This is a genomic window from Prosthecobacter sp. (assembly GCF_044227185.1).
In the GTDB taxonomy this organism is placed as follows: domain Bacteria; phylum Verrucomicrobiota; class Verrucomicrobiia; order Verrucomicrobiales; family Verrucomicrobiaceae; genus Prosthecobacter.
In genome coordinates this window covers 220249-235882 of sequence record NZ_JBGAFO010000008.1, presented here as the reverse complement: position 1 = coordinate 235882, position 15634 = coordinate 220249, and the positions used below count along the sequence as shown (strand labels likewise).

Below are 15634 nucleotides of genomic sequence, written 5' to 3'. Positions count from 1 at the left end.
CGCAGGGAACGGCCCCCTCCCATTCAAAGCATGGTGCGCAACGCCGGCATGAGCACCTTTCCGAGGTCACTGCGCGGGATGGCGGCCACGCTTTGCAGGCGGTCGATCCGCTCCAGGGGCCGCAGGGTCTCGTTCAGCTCGTGCAGCAGACGGGCGGCGGTTTCCCCGCTCATCGTCTGGGTGACGACCAGGACGAGTGCGTGCTCCTTGCGGGCATCCGGCACATCGCATACGACGGCGTCTTCCTGAAGGCCCAGCTTCAGGCGCAGGGTGTCGAGGCGCTCCTGAATGGGCGCCAGGGCCACGAGCTCGCCCAGGATTTTCACGATGCCGGACTCGCGCCCGAGAAAGCGCAGGCAGCGCCTGCTTCCCGTCTCCACGATCTCCACGCGGTCGCGCGTGCGCAGGCCAGTGGGCGGGACTGGCTCCCAGCGCCAGCGGCCTTCCGCACAGATGGCGTAGCCTAGCGCCAGAGCCTCTCCGCGCAGGCTCAGCACGCCCTCAGCGTCCGTGCTCACCTGCCAGATGGGCAGCACCTCCAGCTCCGCGCCAGGGCGGGGCTGCGCCGCCACGGTGGAGGCCGTCTCAGTCATGGCATAGGTGCGGTGAATCTGCCAGCCGTGCGCCAGGGCCGCAGCCTCCAGTTCGGCATTCAGAGCTCCGCCACCCACCAGCACAGCGCGCAGAGTGGCAGGAGCTCGCAGCTCTGCCGCCACCAGGTCAAAGATCTGTGTGGGCACCAGCGAGGCCAGCGTGGCCCCCGCCGCTTCAAACTTCTGCACGAAGGCAGCGGCATTCCATTTCCCCTCCAGAACGCTGACTGCGCTGCCGCTGGCAAACGAGCGCGCCAGGATGCCAAAGCCGCCCACATGATGAGCCGGCAGAGCGAGCAGCCAGTGATCCCGCGCCGTGATGTCGAAAAACGCATTCACCGCACGTGCTGAAATCATGAGGGCCTCTTTCGTCAGTCCCACCCACTTGCGAACGCCTTCCGTGCCGCTGGTCTGGAAAAAGCAGATGTCACGCATTTGCAGTTCATCCTGTGCAAACTTCGTCAGGGCGCGGCCTTCATCGGATGCAGCGGGCTCGGCCACCCAGGCGCTGCCGTCATTCCAAAACCCGGGCTGGAGAATTACAGCCGTCTCCATGGCAAAGCCTCCAGTACTTCGCCAAAGCCCAGGCCGCCGCCGCTGCGGTCCGCGGAGAGGTGGCCGCCATGGGAGCTCACACGCTCGAAGAACTCATCCTTTTCAAACAGGTGCTCCGTGCACAGGCCGCCGAAGTCCAGCGCCTGCCCTTCGCGCAGCGCCACCGCCGCCTCATAGGCCGCGAACATCTGGCCCAAGGCGTGATCCATGGCCGAGGTGAGCACCAGCGGATGGTTTGGGTGAGTCTGCGCCACGATGCGCCAGTCGCGCCGGGCGGGCTTCACCACCACAGCATCAAAACCCTGCGTGCCGTTTTTCCAGCCTTTGTCCAGGGCCAGCCGCACGCCCCATTTCTGCCGCATGGTCTCCCAGGCCTCCGCATCGTAAGGGAAGGGGTCTTCCACGAAATCCAGGGCGCGGTACACCCTCAGCGGCATGAACTCGACGAATTTCCCGAAGGTCAGGCGGTCCAGCACACCATTGAAGTCCACCCGCAGCCGCACGCCCTGCGTTTCAAACCGTTTGGCGCAGCCTTCCAGAAAGCGCATCGTTTCGCCATAGTTGGCAAAGCCCTTGGCCTTGATGGCGGGCCAGCCCTCTGCGATCACGCGTTCGATTTGCGGCTCGGTGTCCGTGGCAAAGCTCCAGGAGTAGTGGCTGCGCGGGATCTCCAGCCCTTCGAAAAGGCTCACACCGGCGCGCCTTGCCGCGCCGTCGATTTCCGCGCAGCGCAGCGCCATGGCTGTGACGGGCGTGGTGACGCCCTCGCTGAGCAGACGAAGCTGCTCCTCCACCGGGGCATCGCCAAATTCCGGCCAGGGATGCACGCAGCCATAGCCGTCATTCACCCGGATGAGCGCCCCGGCAAAGACCCGCCGCATGCTCGCCGCATTCAGCGCCACGCCGCTGCGCAGCAGGTATTCATGGACATAAATGGGGTGCATCATTTCCTGGCGACGAACTTCATTCGTCATTCTCCATTCGTCATTCGACATTTTTTCAGCGCATCACATCCGCGCTTTTCATGATGCCCCAGCACATGAGTCCCGAAAAGAGCAGAAGCTGCAAGCCGCTCATGGCCAGCAGGCGGTTGTGCCCGCGGCTGGGCGGTTCGGCGATGACCCGCCAGCAGACGAACAGCCCGATGGGCAGCGTGATCAGCGGCAGGGTGAAGGCGCGCGGCCAGCCCTGCTGAAACCAATAAACACCCGCCGCATGCGCCGCGACGATGAGCGACACGATCTCCGCCCGCGCAAAGCCCACGCCCAGCCGCACGGCCAGTGTCTTCTTGCCAGTCTGCCGGTCTTCCTCGACATCGCGCAAGTTGTTGATGGCAATGAGAACGGTGCTGAGGCAGCCGATCTGAAACCCTGCCACCACCGCCGCGTCATACCACTCGCCGGTTTGCACAAAGGCCGTGCCCGTGACCGCCACGAAGCCGAAGAACAAGATCACAAACAGCTCTCCCAGCCCGCGATAGGCCAGAGGCAAAGGCCCGCCCGTGTAGCCGAAGCAGAAGTACAGTGACGGGAGGCCGATGAAGAGAATCGGCAGACCCCGCGCCTGAAACAGCGGCACGGCTAGGAGTGTCGCCACACCGAGCATCAGCCATGCGGCGAAATTGACCGTTTTGGCGGAAGCCGCACCGCTGGCGGTGATGCGCCGCGGACCGATGCGCGCCTGGGTGTCCGCGCCTTTGATGGAATCCAGCGCGTCATTGAAAAAATTCGTGGCGATCTGCAGCGCGCCACAGCTTCCCAGCGTGCAGACGGCCAGCCACCAGTTGAAGTGCCCCGAAATCTTCGCGCCAAGCGCGCAACCCACGATCACCGGTGCGATGGCGGCCCCAAGAGTCTTGGGGCGTGCGGCGGAGATCCAGTCGAAGAGGCGGGGCATAAAAGGAATGACGAAACCAGAATGAGGAATGACGAATGAATGTAGAATGATCGAATGACGAAAGGATTGCGGAAGCGCAAGAATTCGTCATTCCTCATTCTGGTTTCGTCATTATTTGGGCATTTCCACCTGCCCATTCGACATGAGGTAGGCGATGAGATTCTTCACGTTCTCATCTCCCAGTGCGGAGAGCAGGCCTTCCGGCATCAGCGACATGGGAAGCTGCTCCTGCTTCACGATCTGGGTACGCTCGATGGTGATGCGCTCGGCGGGTGTCTGAACGGTGAGGGTGCGTTCGGTTTGTTCGGGAATGACGCCGGTGATGGTGCGGCCGTCTTTGAGATTGAGGACGCTCACGCGGAAGTCGGCGGGGACGACGGCACTGGGATCCAGGATGTTTTCGAGGAGGTATTTCAGGTTGTGGCGGTCGCTGCCGGTGAGCTCGGGGCCGATGGCGCCGCCCTGGCCGTAGAGCTTGTGGCAGGCGCTGCAGGCGGCCATGAACATCATGCGGCCTTTGGAAGGATCTGCCTTCTTCAAAGCGTCCGCGGTCAGCACACCTTCCCATTTGGCAAACTCGGCTTTCTTGGCCTCCGGTGTGTCGCGGATTTCGCCCCAGGCTTCGGTGAGAAGTTTGTTAAGCGACTCATCGCCGAGGCTGCGGATCTGGCGTGCCTGGAAGGGAGAGACGACGGTCGTCGGGATCTTCTTGGCCTTGATGGCTTCGAGCAGTGCCTTGGCGTAGCTGGGGCGGGAGGTCAGCGTGGCCACGGTGGCGGCCTGCTGCTCCTCACTGCGGCCCGGCCAGGGGTTGAGCATGGCCTTGGGAATGTTCGGGTCATCGTAGGCGGCGAGGGCGCTGCGGGCTACGGTGCCGAGAACCTTGTCATTGATGAGGGCACGAATGACCGGCAGCAACTCTGGCTTGGCAGTGCGGGTGAGGCTCTTGAAGGCATTGACGCGGGCATTGGCATCGCCCTCAGCGTTTTTCACGATGGCGATGAGCTCCTCCGAAGCGCGCCCGCTGCCGAACACGGCGGAGAGGGCGAGGAGAGGGGAAGAGCCCGCCTTGTCTGCACCGGGGGCCGGGAGGCCCCCGCTCCTTGCAACAAACTCATCCCAGCCCTTCGGCTTTTTGGCGGAGCTGAAGCCGTCCAGACCAGCGGCGAGGCCGGCGAGTGCATCGTCGCGCACGTCCTTCTGCTCGGTCATCAGCGCCACCAGGGCGTCCACGGCTTCGGGTTTGGTTTCGATCATCTCGGCGATGCGACGTGCCACCAGGCGGCGCACGGTGGGGAGCTTGGCTGCTTTGATCAATTCCACGCCCTTCATGGGATCAGCCGCCACGGCGGGCTCGATGCCATACCAGATCATGAGGGGCTGCTGGCGGTCGTTGGCGTCTTCTTCGTGCTCGGCGAGAGCGGTGGCGATGGGCCAGCGGGCTTCGAGGGGAAGACGCTGCATGTCGGAGGCGGTCTGCAGGCGCACGAGGCCGTCCTTGCTGCCGGCATCGGCGAGGCCGCGCAGGGCGCGTGGTGCTGGACCAGCGCCCTTTTCATACTGCTGCTGCAGGTCCATGCGGGCCCACCAGTTGTTGGTGGCGGAGCGCTCGCCTTTCTTGGATTCGCCGTACACGATCTTGTAAATGCGGCCGCTGGTGCGGTGCACGCCGTCGTTGTCGTGGCATTCGCCGCTGTCGCTCCAGTCGGAGACGACGACGTTGCCGTCGGGGCAGGTGAGGAGGTCGATGCCGCGGAACCAGGTGTCCTTGGCCTGCATGAAATCAGGGGCGTGCTTGCCGACGTAGCCGCAGCCCTGGCGCTCCAGCTTGTCCATGTTGATGCGGTTGCCGTGCAGGTTGCAGGTGAGGACGGCGCCGTGGTATTCCTTGGGCCAGAGGCCGCCCTGGTAGATGAGCATGCCGACGTGGGCGTGGCCGCCGCCGAGTTCGAGGGTCTTGTTGCTGATGCCTTTGCGGACGTCGCTCCATTTTTCCGCGCCGGTGTCCCAGTGGAAATGGTCGGCGGTCTGCTCGATGATTTCGTACACGTGCGGGTTGAGATGCGTGCCAAACATGCGGCGGTAATACGCGCCGGGAATCACATGCCACAGGTGGCCGATCACCGTATTGATCATGAAGAGGTCACCGTTCGCATTCCAGTCATGACCCCAGGAATTCGTGCCGCCGTGGGCCACGGTTTCCAGGACTTTCGTGGTGGGGTGGTAGCGCCAGATGGCGCAGTTCATCTTCACGCGCTTGTCCGCCGGCGTGCCGGGCGCGCCCACGCTGGAGGTGTCGGTGATGCCGTGGCGGCCATAGAGCCAGCCATCCGGCCCCCAGCGCAGACCGTTGACGATGTTGTGGCCGATGGTCTTCACATTGAAGCCATCCAGGAGCACCTCGGGTTCGCCATCGGGGATGTCGTCACCGTTTTTATCCGCGATGAAGCTCAAGGTGCCATTGTGCAGCACCCAGACGCCGCCGTAGCCGATCTCCACGCTGGTGAGGTAGCTGCCGCCTTCCCAGAAGACCTTGCGGCCGTCGTGCTTGCCGTCGCCGTCTTTGTCTTCCAGGATGATGACGCGGTCCTTTAGCTTGGTGTCCCAGCGCAAGGGATTCTCCGCGTAGGTGTAGTTTTCCGCCACCCAGAGGCGGCCCTTGGCGTCCCAGCTCATGGCGATGGGCTGCTGCACATCTGGCTCGGCCGCAAACACGACACACTTGAAGCCCTTCGGCAGTTCCATGGTGCGTGCCACCTCCTCCGCCGGCATGGGGTCGCCTTTCTCAGTGTTGAACGGCTTGGGAAATTCATCCGCATGCAAAGCGGTGGCGAGGGCGAGGAGGGGGAGGAGCGTGATCGGGCGCATGGGTGGGCGGGATTTTTGAAGCGGGGCGGAGTAAATCGCAAATGGGAAGGCAAAGCTGGCAGGAAAAGTGGGGGGACGGCGCCCGACCTCTGATGCATGGAAATGCTCGCGTGGCGCGTTTCCTGCATCACATTCTGCCATGCGTCCGGTTACCCCCCTGCTTCTCTCCTGCCTGCTGCTCGGCCAGGCGGAGGCGGCCTCAAAGTCCAAGGCTGCCTCCAAGCCAGCGCCGGCGCCTGCCGCGCACACCGCCACCTACCTGGCCGCGGCCATCCGCCCCTCGCTGGTCAAAATCACCCAGCTCGGCCGGGAAGGCACGGACGGCATCGGCTCCGGCTTCATCGTCAGCGAGGACGGCCTCATCGCGACGAATCTCCACGTTATCGGCGAGGCCCGCCGCCTGCAGGTGGAGATGCACGATGGCAAGACGCATGATGTCACTGCGGTCCAGGCGAGCGACAGCCACCACGACCTGGCCCTGCTCAAGATTGATGCCAAGGGCCTCAAGCCGCTGCCGCTGGGAGATTCCAGCAAGGTGAACCAGGGGGACCCCATCGTGGCCATGGGCGCGCCGGAAGGGCTGGCCTTCAGCATTGTGCAGGGGGTGGTCTCCGCCACACGCGAGGTCGATGGCCTGGAGATGCTCCAGGTGGCCGTGCCTATTGAGAAGGGCAACAGCGGCGGCCCGCTGCTGGACATGCAGGGAAAGGTGCTGGGCCTGCTCACGCTGAAGTCCCTGAAAACCGACAACCTCGGTTTTGCCATGCCGGTGAATGAGCTCAAAAAGCTCATCGAGAAGCCCAATCCCGTGCCCATGTCCCGCTGGCTCACCATCGGAGCGCTGAATCCGAAGCAGTGGCAGACCCATCTGGGGGCGCAGTGGACGCAGCATGCGGGCGTGATTCGTTCTGAGTTTTCTGGCTCGGGCTTCGGCGGCCGGGCGCTGTGTCTTTCCACGCAAAAAGTCGCCGAAGGCACCTTTGAAACCGCCGTGACGGTGCGGCTGGATGATGAAGCCGGGGCCGCTGGCCTGACCTTCTGCTCCGACGGCGGGGACAAGCACTACGGCTTCTACGCCTCCGGCGGCAAGCTGCGCCTCACCCGCTTCAACGGCCCCGACGTCTATTCCTGGACCATCCTGGCCGATGTGCCCAGCGACGCCTACAAGGCCGGGGAATGGAACGCACTGCGCGTGCGGGTGGAGCCTGAGCGCATCGTGTGTTTTGTGAATGGCAAACAGGTGATTGAAAGCGACGACACCGGCCTGCGTGGGGGCTCCGCCGGTCTGTGCAAATTCAGAACCACCGTGGCGGATTTCCGCAACTTCCGCGTGGGCACCGACCTCGCCGAAAAGCCGCTGCAGCCTGAAGTGGCCTCCCAGCTCCGCTCCAAGGTGGAGGAATACATCGCCGCCGCGGCCACTGCAGACAAAACGCTCGACGGCCTGCTGGAAAATCCCGCCGCCGCCCGCCGTGTGCTGGTGGAGCAGCGCCGCAGGCTGGAGGAGGAGGCAGCGAAGCTGCGCGAACTCGAGCGCGAGCTGCACCGCCGCGCCATGACGAAGGAAATCCTGGCCGAGCTCGCCAAGCCCGAGCCGGAGATCAACCTGCTGCGCTGCGGCCTGCTGCTGGCCCGGCATGACAATCCTGAGGTGGATGTGACCACCTACCTCAACAGCTTCAAGGCCATGGTGCTGGATCTCAAGGACGATCCCGAGATCAAGCAGGGGACGATTTCCGCCGTCAAGCGCCTGAACCGCTACCTCTTTGAAGAAAACGGGTTTCACGGCAGCCGCGGCGACTACGGCAGCCGCTCCAACAGCTACCTCAACGAGGTCATCGACGACCGCGAAGGGCTGCCCATCACGCTCAGCGTGCTGTACGTGGAGCTCGCTTCAGCACTGGGCGTGCAGGGTGTGTTTGGCGTGCCGCTGCCCGGCAAGTTCATGGTGGGGTATCGCGACGGACCCGAGGGCGAACTTCAGCTCGTGGATGTCTTTGAGCATGGCAAGCTCGTCACCGTTGAGCAGGCCGCGATGGATTTAACAGAGGACGGGCATTTTCCGGAAGGGGCGCTCTCTCCCACGACAAAGCAGGCCATCCTCCTGCGCATGCTGCGCAATCTCATGAGCAGCGTGTTTGATGACAGCCGCTCGTTGCGCGAATCGCTGCCGTATTTGAACCTCGTCCTCGCCATCGATCCACAGTCCGCCGCCGAACGCCTCACCCGCGCGCAGATGCGCCAGCGCCTCGGCGAAAAGGCCGGCGCCCGTGAAGACGTGAGCTGGCTCATCGACAACTTTCCCGCCGATGGTCCGCCGGAGCTGATGCAGCAGCTTGATCGCTGGCTGCAGTCGCTGCGGGAGTAAAGTTGACCCGGTGCGCCGCAACTGGACTACTTTTTAAACCCCGCCAGCCGCACGCCAAACAGCCAGCGGAAAGGAGGCTTCAGCGCGATGGCCTTGCGCAGGCCATGCGGCAGCAGGTCCAGCAGCTTCTCGCACGCCACCGCCGGCCAGGTAGGCAGCAGGGTGAATTTGCCACGCCCGCCGAAGACGATGCAGACTTTGGAGAAACCGACCTCGCGGAAGAGGGCGGAGAGGTCCCCCACGGTGTACTCCTTCAGGTGGAAGCCGGTGGCCTCGCGGTCAAAGACGCCGCTGATGTCATGCGGGCCGGTGAGGCGGCTGGGGGTGATGCAGAGATACACGCCGCCCGGGGCCAGCGCGGCATGCAGGTGGCGGAGCTGCTCCACGGCATCGTCCGGGTGCAGGTGCTCCATGAGCTGATTGCTGTAGGCCACGTTCACGCTGCCGGGCGGCACGGGGATGGTGCTGCCGTCTGAAAGCACGACCTTCAGATTCTCCGGCAGCACGCGTTTCCGGGTGATCTCATCCGACACATCCACGGCCAGCACCTGCGCCACTTTGGCGGCGACGGCCTTGGCAAACTCGCAGTCGCCGGGGCCGACCTCAAGGAAGACGGTCTGCGGCTTCAGAAAGGGGGCCACGATTTCCATTTTCTCCGCCACGTCTGCCGCCAGTCGTTCGGGGGAGGCCTCGTTCGTGTGCTGCGGGTGCTGCGGCACGCGTTTGAAGAGCTCGTCATACACTTCTGAGTAGAGGGTGCGGCGCTGCTCCTTGGAGGCACGGCGCAGCCGGTCCGCCAGCTCGCGCTCCACCTCATAGTGCTGGCGGAGCTGTTCCGGGGTGCGGGTTTCAGTGACGGTGACGGGCATGCGTGCCGGAAAGCTAAGCGCCAGATGCGTCACAGGCAAGAAACTCGCACTCTCTTGCTCATTGCCGAAGGCGGATTAGCATGCGGCTCGAATGCTGAAACACCTCCTTCTGCTCTGCCTGCTCGCGCTCGCGGCCCCCGCTCAGGACCTGGGGCCGGCCAAAGACGACCCTTCCGTGCCCAGGGATCGCGACACCGTGCTGCGCATCCAGATCTTCCTGGACAAAAACCTCTTCGGCCCCGGCAAGCTGGATGGCGCCATCGGCGAGTTCACCTACAAGGCCGTGGTGAACTACAACTACGCCCACGGTCACAAGGACCTCTACAACTGGGCGCGCATCCAGGCCGCTGCGGAGGAGGAGATTCCCATCGTTTTCGCCGCCTTCAAGATCCAGCCGATTCTCACGCGCTATGTCACCGCCGACCTGCCCGAGGACTATGAGAAGGCCGCCGCCTTTCCCTTCATGGCCTACCGCAGCATGCTGGAGCTGGTGGCCGAGCGCTTCCATACGGATGAGACGTTTCTTGCCGCCATCAACCCCGGCAAGAACCTGGCCGCGCTGAAGCCCGGGGACATCATCGTGGTGCCAAATGTGAAGTCCTTCCGCATCGAGGACATCAAGCCCATGCAGAGCTTCAAAACCGATGCCATGCTCAGCAGCCACACCATCGTGGTGGACACCACGGAGCGCATGGCCGCCGTTTACAGCGACAAGGAAATGATGCTGGCCGCCTTTCCCATCACCCCTGGAAAGCCGCAGTTCATTCCCGTGGGCACGTGGAAGGTGATGACCATGATGGCCACGCCCACCTTCCGCTATGACAAGCAGTTCCTGGAAGAGGGCGTGCGAGGCGAGGAGGCCTTTCAAATTCCGCCCGGGCCGAACAGCCCCATCGGTGTCATCTGGTGCGGGCTGAGCAAGTCCGGCATCGGCCTGCACGGCACGGCCATGCCGCGCACCATTGGCCGCACTCGCAGCGCGGGCTGTGTGCGCTTTGCCAACTGGGACGCCATCCGCTTGCCGCAGCTTATCCGGCCAGGAACGCGAGTCATTGTGAGGTGAGGAAGAAATGACGAAACCAGAATGAGGAATGACGAATGAATGTCGAATGACCAAGCACTAAGCGGGGCGTGACAAACCGGTCCTTGTTCGGGGATCGCGAATTTTATCATTCGAGCTTCATTCCTCATTCGACATTGATTCGCTCCGCTCACCCTCCGGGCTCCTTTCAGTCGTCTGTCTCACTTCGCTCGGCTCTGGTTTCGTCATTGCCCCTCCAGCTAGCTTCCTAAAAAGCGCACAAACTCCTTCTCCTTCCGCGTTTCTCTCCTCTCATGCGCATTCTCATCGCCGGTCTTTTCCACGAGACCCACACCTTTCTCGACGGCCTTACCCCGCTTTCTGACTTTCAGGTCCGGCGTGGAAACGAACTTTGGGTCAGCAAGGGCGACGCGTCCCCCCTCGGCGGCGTCCTGGAGCTGGCGGATGAATTTGGCTGGCAGATGCTGCCTGCCGCGGACTACCGCGCGCAACCCTCCGCCACGGTGGCGGACGAGGTGGTGGAGCAGTTCTGGAGCGACCTCTCTGCCGCCGCTGACAAGGCCGACTACGACGCCGTTTACCTGGTGCTGCATGGCGCCATGGTCTCGCAGACCATTCTGGATGTGGAAGGGGAAGTCCTCCGCCGCCTGCGTAAAATCACCCCTGTGCCGATCTTTGGCGTCTTCGATCTGCATGCCAATTTCTCTCCGCAGATGGCGCGGCTGGCGGACTGCCTGGTGGGCTACCGCGAAAACCCTCATACCGATGCACGGGAGGCCGGGCTCGTTGCCGCGCGCCTGCTGCACCGCTGCCTCACCACCGGGCGCAGGCCGCACATGCAGCTCCAGCAGCCCGGCATCCTGTGGCCGCCGACAGGCACCGGCACGGCCGCAGATCCGATGCTCAGCCTGGAATCCATGGCGCGCGAATTTGAGGAAGCGGACAAGTCGCTGTGGGCCATGAACATCGTGGCGGGCTTCAGCTTTGCAGACACACCGGACACCGGCGTCAGCTTTGTCGCCTGCACCACGGGAGATGCCACGCCGCAGTTGCAGGAGCTGGAGGAGAGGGCCCGCGCGCTGGCTCCGCTGGGCCAGATCACAGATCCCACTGCGGATGAAGTGCTCGACCAACTTCAACCGTTGCCATCTGGACTGACGGTGCTGGTGGAGCCTGCCGACAACATCGGCGGCGGCGCTCCGGGCGATGGCACCGGGCTCCTGCGCGCCCTCATTCATCATGGCGTGCGCAATGCCGCCATCTGCCTCAATGATCCGCAGTCCGTGAGCCAGCTCGAAGCTGGCGAGCGCACGATCAGGCTCGGGGGCAAAGGCAGCCGCCTCGATCCCGGCCCGCTTGAACTCGAGGTCGAACTCGTCGCCCTCAACGATGGACGCTTCGAGCTCGAGGATAAAAACAGCCACCTCGCCAGCATGTGCGGCGATGTTTTTGACATGGGCCGCTGCGCCGTGGTCAAACATGGAGGGCTCACCATCCTCATCACCAGCGTGAAGACGCCGCCCTTTGATCTCGGTCAGTGGCACAGCCAGGGCATCAGCGTGGAAAAGCTCTCGGTCGTCGCCGTCAAAGCCGCCGTGGCCCACCGCCGCGCGTATGACAAGATCGCCGCCCACATGTTCTGGGTGGACACACCGGGACCATGCAGCAGCAATTTGAAGACGCTGCCGTACAAACATCTTCAACGCGTGCGGTAAATTCACCCCAAGAGGATTTCGAGCCCGGCGTCATGCGGTGTGAATTCACACCGTCATGAACACGCACGATCCGCATCAGCCGCCGCAGTCTCCGGGTTATTCAGTGCCACCGGGTTGGGAGAGATTTCAAGCGCCCCCGGTGGTGGAGCCAGTCCTGGAGGTGGTGGTCGTGGAAGAAACTCCTGTGATGCCCGCTGCCGCGCCTCTGCCTGCGTCAGCACCATCGCAGCCGCGTGTTTCCGCATTGGGGCGAATGTGGCGGCAGATGGGCGCAGGCTCGCTGATGCTGAGCATTGCGGTGCATGCGGGCCTGCTTCTGCTGGCGGGTGTGATCATCATCGGCACACAGGTCGCGAAACCTCCGCCGGATTTCATTCCTGCGGGCCAGACTGAGGCGGGCATCGAAGCATCTCGCAAACTGGAATATCAGGTGAGCCGGAGTCATCAGGCCGCCATCGCCAGACGGCAGCCGCAGGCACGCATTGCGGTGAATGGACCCAGCTTGTACAACTTGCCAGATGCCGAGACGCCGCTGCTTCCTGAAACGGGTGAGGCAATGGGGGCACCGGGTGTCAGACTGAGCAATGCGTGCTTTAACAATGGTTCGAGGAGCGGTCCTGGGTTGAATGGCACCGCAACGCCGGCGTTTATCACGAAGCTGCCTGGTACGTTTGAGGCACGCTGCTCCTCGCAGAGCCGGCTGGAGAAGCTGCGGCAAAACGGCGGCACACCGGAGTGTGAGGCGGCGGTGTCGCGCTCGCTGGCGTGGCTGAAGTCGCAGCAGAATGCGGACGGCTCCTGGGGCCGCACCAACAAAGCGGCCATGACCGGCCTCACGCTGCTTTGCTATCTCGGCCGCTGCGAGACACCGGATTCCGTGTTCTTTGGCGACAATGTGCGCAATGGCATGCTCTACCTGGTGGAGCTGGCGCGAAAAAATCCGCACGGCATCGTCGCGGAACAGCCGCTCTCGAACTCCGCCACGTATGAGCACGGCATCGCCACCTATGCGCTGGGGGAGATGTATTCGTTCTACCGGCTGGGAAACACCAGCCTGCCCGGTTTGCGCGAGGCCTTTGAAAAAGGCGTGCAGGTGATCATCGACCAGCAGAACCCGCAGGGTGCGTGGACTTACGGTGGCAAGGACGCGGGCCTGCCCTACGCCTACACCAAGGACAGCCGCGGCGAGGATCTGTCTGTGAGCGGCTGGCAGTTTCAGGCGCTCAAAGCGGCCAGGCATACCGGATTGAAGATCGCGGGTCTCGATTCAGCCATCAAAAAATGCTGCGACTACCTGGAGTCCAAGCAGACGAAGGACGGCGGCTTTGGCAAAACGAACCGCGACGAGCACTACAACCAGTGGAGCCTCACCGGCTGCGGCGTTCTAGGCCTGCAAACACTGGCGCACAACAAGGCGACTCCGGTGAAAAAAGGCATCCGCTTTCTGCGCGAGTTCCTGACCAGCGAGCCGCTGAACTGGGAGCGCAACTGCAACCTCTACTGCTGGTACTACTACACCCAGGCCTTCTTCCAGGCCGGCGGTGACGACTGGAAATTTTACAATGCGCAGTTCCTGCCGCAGATCCTCGGCGCGCAGCAGGCGGACGGTTCCTTCAAACGCGGCCGCCCCAACTGGCCCGCCGGAGATGCAGCGGATGCGATTTACCGCCAGTGCCTATGCACGCTGCAGCTCGAGGTGTATTTCCGGTATCTCAAAGTCGCGGATCGTGCGGAGCAGTCAGTGTTTGAGAAGTAGTACGATGGGTTGGCTTTGCCTGTCTCGCAAAGCCTCGGCTCTCATGGCCGTCGCTTAGCGTTCCAAGCTCACGATTTACCGCAGATGGACGCGTTGCGAATCCCATGCCGTTGATGGGGCGTTATCGTGGGCGGCTTGGGATTGATGGGTGCTGGTGAGAGCGCTGAGCGACAGGCAAGAGTGCCCATCGTACCTATCATTCAAACACCACCGTCTTGTTTTTGAAGACCAGCACGCGGTCGCGTACGTGCCACCAGAGGGCTTTGGCGAGCACGGTTTTCTCCAGGTCACGGCCGAGGCGGACGAGATCCTGCACGCTGTCCTCGTGGCTGACGCGCATGACGTCCTGATGAATGATGGGGCCTTCGTCGAGATCGGCGGTGACGTAGTGGCTGGTGGCGCCGATGATCTTCACGCCACGCTGAAAGGCCTGATGGTAGGGCTTGGCCCCCACAAAGGCGGGCAGGAAGCTGTGGTGGATGTTCAGGATGCGATGCGGAAACTCCGTGATCATGGCCGGACTGATGATCTGCATGTAGCGCGCCAGCACGACGGTGTCGATGCGGTGCTGACGCAGCAGTTCGATCTGCGCGGCCTCCTGCGCCAGCTTGTTTTCCTTGGTGATGGGAAAGTAGTGGAACGGAATGCCGAAGCGCTCCGCGGCGGGGCGCAGCGTCTCGTGATTGGCGACGATGAGCGGGATGTCCACGGGGAGGTCGCCGGATTCATGACGGGCCAGCAGGTCGTAGAGGCAGTGGTTCTCCTTGGTGACAAAGAGCGCGATGCGTTTGCGCTGGCTGGCGAAGCTCAGTCGCATCTGCATCTCATGACGGCGCGCGATGGGCTGCAGGCGGGATTCGATCTCCTCATTTTCCAGCGTGAAGTTTTCCAGGCTCCACTCCAAACGCATGAAGAAGGCGTTCTGCTCCGAGTCGATGTGCTGCTGCAGGTCGATGATGTTGCCCTGATGGGAGAAGATGAAACCGGTCACATCATGCACGAGGCCCGGACGGTCCGGGCAGTGAATAAGCAGGGTGGCGATGTCTTGAGAAGCCATGGCGGGAGAAATGACGAAACCAGAATGAGGAATGACGAATGGAGGGCGGAGGTGGCACCTTGTTTTGTTACGAACGTGCGGCGGGAAAGCGGGTGCAAACGCCTTCACCATTGATCAGCGAGGGGATTTGTTCGGCATGACGGCCGGAGGCGATGATGCACTCCACGCCGCCGTGCACCGCGTCCTGCACGGCGCGCAGTTTGGAGATCATGCCGCCGGTGCCGAGGGTGGATTTTTCTTCCTCGGCGTGGTGGATGACTTCATCCACATCGTGGACGACGGGGATGGGCCCTTCCTCTGGCTTCTTCATGTCGCGCAGCAGGCCGGGGGCGCTGGTGAGGACGATGAGCACATCCGCACCCCAGAAGCGCGCCACGCGGGAGGAGAGCTTGTCATTGTCGCCATAGCGGAGCTCTTCGATGGCCACGGAGTCGTTTTCATTGATGACCGGCACCACCTGGGTGAACTCCATCAACCGGTCCAGCACGGCCTTCACGCGAGGGGCGCGGTCGGCGTTTTCGAAGTCCTCATGGGTGACGAGAAGCTGCGCGACGTGCAGGCCGTGATCGCGCAGCAGGGACTCGTAGGCGTGCATGAGATGCGTCTGGCCGACGGCGGCGAGGGCCTGGAGGGTCGTCACGTCTGACGGGCGCTGTTTGAAATCCAGCGGCTTCAGGCCGGAGGCCACGGCACCGCTGCTCACCACCACCACGGCATGGCCCGCACGCTTCAGCAGAGCGACGGCTTCCACCAGCTTGCGCAACTGCACGGGATCAGGCTCCGGCGCATCTTTGCGGGTGAGGATGCCGGAGCCAAATTTAAGGACGATGCGCTTGGATGCCATGAGGGAAGGGGACGAAGGGGGCGGCGAATATGGCGGGCTGCCGCGAAGGGGAAAGTGAAAGTAGTCATGAG

At 63.1% G+C, this 15634-nt stretch carries 11 protein-coding genes; 4 read left to right on the top strand and 7 right to left on the bottom strand.

Annotated features, from left to right (window positions below):
* Positions 1 to 23: 23 nt before the first annotated feature.
* The 4 genes from ACILSQ_RS19660 to ACILSQ_RS19645 form a co-directional block, all read right to left on the bottom strand.
* The gene (locus tag ACILSQ_RS19660) at positions 24 to 1148 is read right to left on the bottom strand and encodes an AMP-binding protein (protein ID WP_395745358.1); all 1125 of its coding nucleotides are present in this window, start codon (positions 1146 to 1148) and stop codon (positions 24 to 26) included.
* Positions 1133 to 2095, bottom strand: coding sequence for a hypothetical protein (locus ACILSQ_RS19655; protein WP_395745357.1), 963 nt, complete (start codon positions 2093 to 2095; stop codon positions 1133 to 1135). Before ACILSQ_RS19655 ends, ACILSQ_RS19660 begins: the two co-directional genes overlap by 16 nt.
* A 52-nt stretch (positions 2096 to 2147) precedes the next feature.
* Entirely contained in the window at positions 2148 to 3044 is an 897-nt protein-coding gene (locus ACILSQ_RS19650) for a 1,4-dihydroxy-2-naphthoate polyprenyltransferase (RefSeq protein ID WP_395745356.1), read from the bottom strand.
* A gap of 111 nt (positions 3045 to 3155) precedes the next feature.
* Positions 3156 to 5912, bottom strand: coding sequence for a PVC-type heme-binding CxxCH protein (locus ACILSQ_RS19645; RefSeq protein WP_395745355.1), 2757 nt, complete (start codon positions 5910 to 5912; stop codon positions 3156 to 3158).
* A 139-nt stretch (positions 5913 to 6051) separates the two neighbouring features.
* Between ACILSQ_RS19645 and ACILSQ_RS19640 the strand changes: the two genes are divergently transcribed.
* Entirely contained in the window at positions 6052 to 8280 is a 2229-nt protein-coding gene (locus ACILSQ_RS19640) for a trypsin-like peptidase domain-containing protein (protein WP_395745354.1), read from the top strand.
* 26 nt (positions 8281 to 8306) lie between these two features.
* Here ACILSQ_RS19640 and ACILSQ_RS19635 read toward each other — a convergent pair whose 3' ends face one another.
* Positions 8307 to 9149: a class I SAM-dependent methyltransferase gene (locus ACILSQ_RS19635; protein ID WP_395745353.1), complete on the bottom strand. Its 843-nt coding sequence runs from the start codon at positions 9147 to 9149 to the stop codon at positions 8307 to 8309.
* Positions 9150 to 9240: 91 nt separating this feature from the next.
* Here ACILSQ_RS19635 and ACILSQ_RS19630 point away from each other — a divergent pair, with 91 nt between their 5' ends.
* The 3 genes from ACILSQ_RS19630 to ACILSQ_RS19620 all read left to right on the top strand — a co-directional run bounded on the left by ACILSQ_RS19630 (position 9241) and on the right by ACILSQ_RS19620 (position 13662).
* Complete coding sequence (locus ACILSQ_RS19630) at positions 9241 to 10212, top strand: L,D-transpeptidase (protein ID WP_395745352.1); 972 nt, start codon at positions 9241 to 9243, stop codon at positions 10210 to 10212.
* Positions 10213 to 10484: 272 nt separating this feature from the next.
* Positions 10485 to 11906, top strand: a complete 1422-nt coding sequence (locus ACILSQ_RS19625) for a M81 family metallopeptidase (protein ID WP_395745351.1) — start codon at positions 10485 to 10487, stop codon at positions 11904 to 11906.
* A 55-nt stretch (positions 11907 to 11961) separates the two neighbouring features.
* Complete coding sequence (locus tag ACILSQ_RS19620; protein ID WP_395745350.1) at positions 11962 to 13662, top strand: prenyltransferase/squalene oxidase repeat-containing protein; 1701 nt, start codon at positions 11962 to 11964, stop codon at positions 13660 to 13662.
* Between the two features lie 196 nt (positions 13663 to 13858).
* Here the strand turns inward: ACILSQ_RS19620 and purU are convergent, their stop codons facing one another.
* Complete coding sequence (gene purU / locus ACILSQ_RS19615; protein WP_395745349.1) at positions 13859 to 14719, bottom strand: formyltetrahydrofolate deformylase; 861 nt, start codon at positions 14717 to 14719, stop codon at positions 13859 to 13861.
* Positions 14720 to 14786: 67 nt separating this feature from the next.
* The gene (gene proB, locus ACILSQ_RS19610; RefSeq protein WP_395745348.1) at positions 14787 to 15563 is read right to left on the bottom strand and encodes a glutamate 5-kinase; all 777 of its coding nucleotides are present in this window, start codon (positions 15561 to 15563) and stop codon (positions 14787 to 14789) included.
* Positions 15564 to 15634: the final 71 nt, after the last annotated feature.

Bases quoted from the DNA above. Each gene is read 5' to 3' on its own strand.
- ACILSQ_RS19660 (WP_395745358.1), bottom strand. From the start codon at position 1,148: ATGGAGACGGCTGTAATTCTCCAGCCCGGGTTTTGGAATGACGGCAGC.
- ACILSQ_RS19655 (WP_395745357.1), bottom strand. From the start codon at position 2,095: ATGATGCACCCCATTTATGTCCATGAATACCTGCTGCGCAGCGGCGTG.
- ACILSQ_RS19650 (WP_395745356.1), bottom strand. From the start codon at position 3,044: ATGCCCCGCCTCTTCGACTGGATCTCCGCCGCACGCCCCAAGACTCTT.
- ACILSQ_RS19645 (WP_395745355.1), bottom strand. From the start codon at position 5,912: ATGCGCCCGATCACGCTCCTCCCCCTCCTCGCCCTCGCCACCGCTTTG.
- ACILSQ_RS19640 (WP_395745354.1), top strand. From the start codon at position 6,052: ATGCGTCCGGTTACCCCCCTGCTTCTCTCCTGCCTGCTGCTCGGCCAG.
- ACILSQ_RS19635 (WP_395745353.1), bottom strand. From the start codon at position 9,149: ATGCCCGTCACCGTCACTGAAACCCGCACCCCGGAACAGCTCCGCCAG.
- ACILSQ_RS19630 (WP_395745352.1), top strand. From the start codon at position 9,241: ATGCTGAAACACCTCCTTCTGCTCTGCCTGCTCGCGCTCGCGGCCCCC.
- ACILSQ_RS19625 (WP_395745351.1), top strand. From the start codon at position 10,485: ATGCGCATTCTCATCGCCGGTCTTTTCCACGAGACCCACACCTTTCTC.
- ACILSQ_RS19620 (WP_395745350.1), top strand. From the start codon at position 11,962: ATGAACACGCACGATCCGCATCAGCCGCCGCAGTCTCCGGGTTATTCA.
- purU (WP_395745349.1), bottom strand. From the start codon at position 14,719: ATGGCTTCTCAAGACATCGCCACCCTGCTTATTCACTGCCCGGACCGT.
- proB (WP_395745348.1), bottom strand. From the start codon at position 15,563: ATGGCATCCAAGCGCATCGTCCTTAAATTTGGCTCCGGCATCCTCACC.